This is a genomic window from Pseudomonas sp. K2I15 (genome assembly GCF_002204795.1).
In the GTDB taxonomy this organism is placed as follows: domain Bacteria; phylum Pseudomonadota; class Gammaproteobacteria; order Pseudomonadales; family Pseudomonadaceae; genus Aquipseudomonas.
The window spans coordinates 1-2,229 of the sequence record NZ_NIXO01000135.1; the positions used below are offsets into that span (position 1 = coordinate 1).

The window sequence follows — 2,229 nt, forward strand, 5'->3', positions numbered from 1 at the left end:
ATGCTGGCGAATGCCATTGGCCTGGACGTTGCCGCCGTAGAGAAATCTGCTCACGCGGCCACCCCCGACTTCAGCTGCTGGGCGTAGAGGTCATAACCGTAGACCCAGTCCGGATCTTCCTGGGTGCGCAGCCAGGTGTTGGCGTTGGACACGGCCTGTACCCGGGACGCGCGTTCCTTGCGGTTGGCTTCATACAGTTCGAAGGCGGTGCGGTAGTCGCTGATGCCGGTTTCCTGCAGGCAGCGCGTCAGCATCGCCGCGTCTTCGATGGCCATGCCGGCGCCCTGGGCCATGTGCGGCTTCATCGGGTGGCAGGCGTCGCCCAGCAGTACCAGGCGGCCCCGGCTCCACAACGGCAGCGGGTTGCGGTTGCGCAACGGCCATTTGGTCACGCTTTCGGTGGATTCGATCAGCGCCTGCACGGTTGGATGGTAGCCCTTGAAGGCGTCGAACATCTCTTCGCGGCTGCTGTCGACGAAGGCCCCCTGGAAGTCCCATTCCGGGTGCGGTACACCAGTGACGTAGTAGTACTCGTCGCGCTTGCCGGTGGTGTAGTAGACCATCATGTGGAGGTCCTCGGTCCACCACTTGATGCAGTCTTCGAACTTCAGGTCGTACTTGGCCAGTTGATCGCCACGGATCAGCGCACGGTGGGCAACCCAGCCGCTGTACAGCGGTTTTTCGGCACCGAGCAGTTCTTCACGGATACGCGAGTTGATGCCGTCGGCACCGATCACGATGTCGGCGTAGGTCACTTCACCGTCGGCGAAGGTCAGGCGCACCTGGGTGTCGGTTTCTTCGAGGGTTTCCAGGCGCTTGTTGAAGTGCAGGGTGCCGGGCTTGAGTGTGGACATCTGCAACGCATGCAGGTCGCCGCGGTGCACGGTGATGTAGGACGCGCCGTAGCCGGTCAGGGGAATGCGTGACAGGTAATCGCCGGTTTCTCCGTCGCGGCTGAACCAGTGCTCAGGGTGCGAGCCCATCAGGTCCAGCTGCTTTTCGATGCCCATGCGCCGGAAGATTTTCATGATGTTGGGCCCCATGTGGATCCCGGCACCCAGGCGGGAAAATTCCGGGGCCTGCTCGTAGATGTCCACGTCGAACCCCGCCTGTTGCAACAGGGTGGCAGCGGCGGCACCGCCAAGGCCGGCGCCGACGATTGCGATTTTTTGTGTGCTTCCCATGGGGCGTGGTCCTCTTTTTCGAATGATGGCCGGCGGCGTCTGCTCGCAAGGTTTTTAAAGTGTATACGCTCATTTTTTCAAATGAAAAGCCCGTGCCTTAAAAATTGTTTTTTGGCCGTATCGATATTCTGTAATGGTATTTGTCCATATTCTGTTAGGTATGTGTGGATTGGTAACGTTTTGGCGTGACGCTTGCAGTCCCTCCTGAAATCAGTTCTTATCGTGATTAATTGGCGTATACGCTATAAAAACGCACTAGAGTGAAGCGCACTGCCAGATCTTGGTGCAGCCGCTGAGGAGACAGGAAATGCCGGTAAGTGATTGCGAACTGACCCAGATGTTTGAACACGTGTTGAAGCTCTCGAAGGTCGACCCGACCCAGAGCGTCGCCGTGCTCAAGAGCCATTACTCCGACCCGCGCACCGTGCGTGCCGCGATGGACGCTGCGCAGCGCCTGGGCGCCAAGGTGTACGCGGTGGAGTTGCCGTCGTTCAACCATCCCCGGGCGATGGGCAATGACATGACCGCCTACTGCGGCGACACCGCGCTGACCGGCAATATCGCGGCGCAGCGGGCGCTGGAGGCGGCGGATCTGGTCGTCGACACCATGATGCTGCTGCACTCCCCGGAGCAGGAGCAGATCCTCAAGACCGGCACGCGCATCTTGCTGGCAGTGGAGCCCCCGGAAGTGCTGGCGCGCATGCTGCCGACCGAGGAGGACAAGGTGCGCGTACTGGCGGCCGAACAACTGCTGAAAAAGGCCCGTTCGATCCATGTCAAATCCCGTGCCGGCAGTGATTTTCGCGCGGCGCTGGGGCAATACCCGTCAGTCACCGAATACGGGTTTGCCGACGAGCCGGGACGCTGGGATCACTGGCCCAGCGGCTTCCTGTTCTCCTGGCCCAACGAAGAAACGGCTGAAGGCGTGCTGGTGCTGGATATCGGCGACATCCTGCTGCCGTTCAAGACCTACGCCCGCGAAAAAATCACCCTGGAGATCGAAAAAGGCTTCATCACCAAGATTCACGGTGGTTTCGAAGCTGAA

At 60.2% G+C, this 2,229-nt stretch carries 2 protein-coding genes; one reads left to right on the forward strand and one right to left on the reverse strand.

Translation table 11 applies throughout. The features are described 5' to 3' along the window. Window positions 1-50 precede the first annotated feature (50 nt). Window positions 51-1,184, reverse strand: coding sequence for an FAD-dependent monooxygenase (locus CEC48_RS30735; RefSeq protein ID WP_088427247.1), 1,134 nt, complete (start codon window positions 1,182-1,184; stop codon window positions 51-53). Between the two features lie 307 nt (window positions 1,185-1,491). Between CEC48_RS30735 and CEC48_RS30740 the strand changes: the two genes are divergently transcribed. Next, a partial coding sequence (locus tag CEC48_RS30740) for a 2,5-dihydroxypyridine 5,6-dioxygenase (protein ID WP_088427248.1) occupies window positions 1,492-2,229 on the forward strand: 738 nt, incomplete at its 3' end.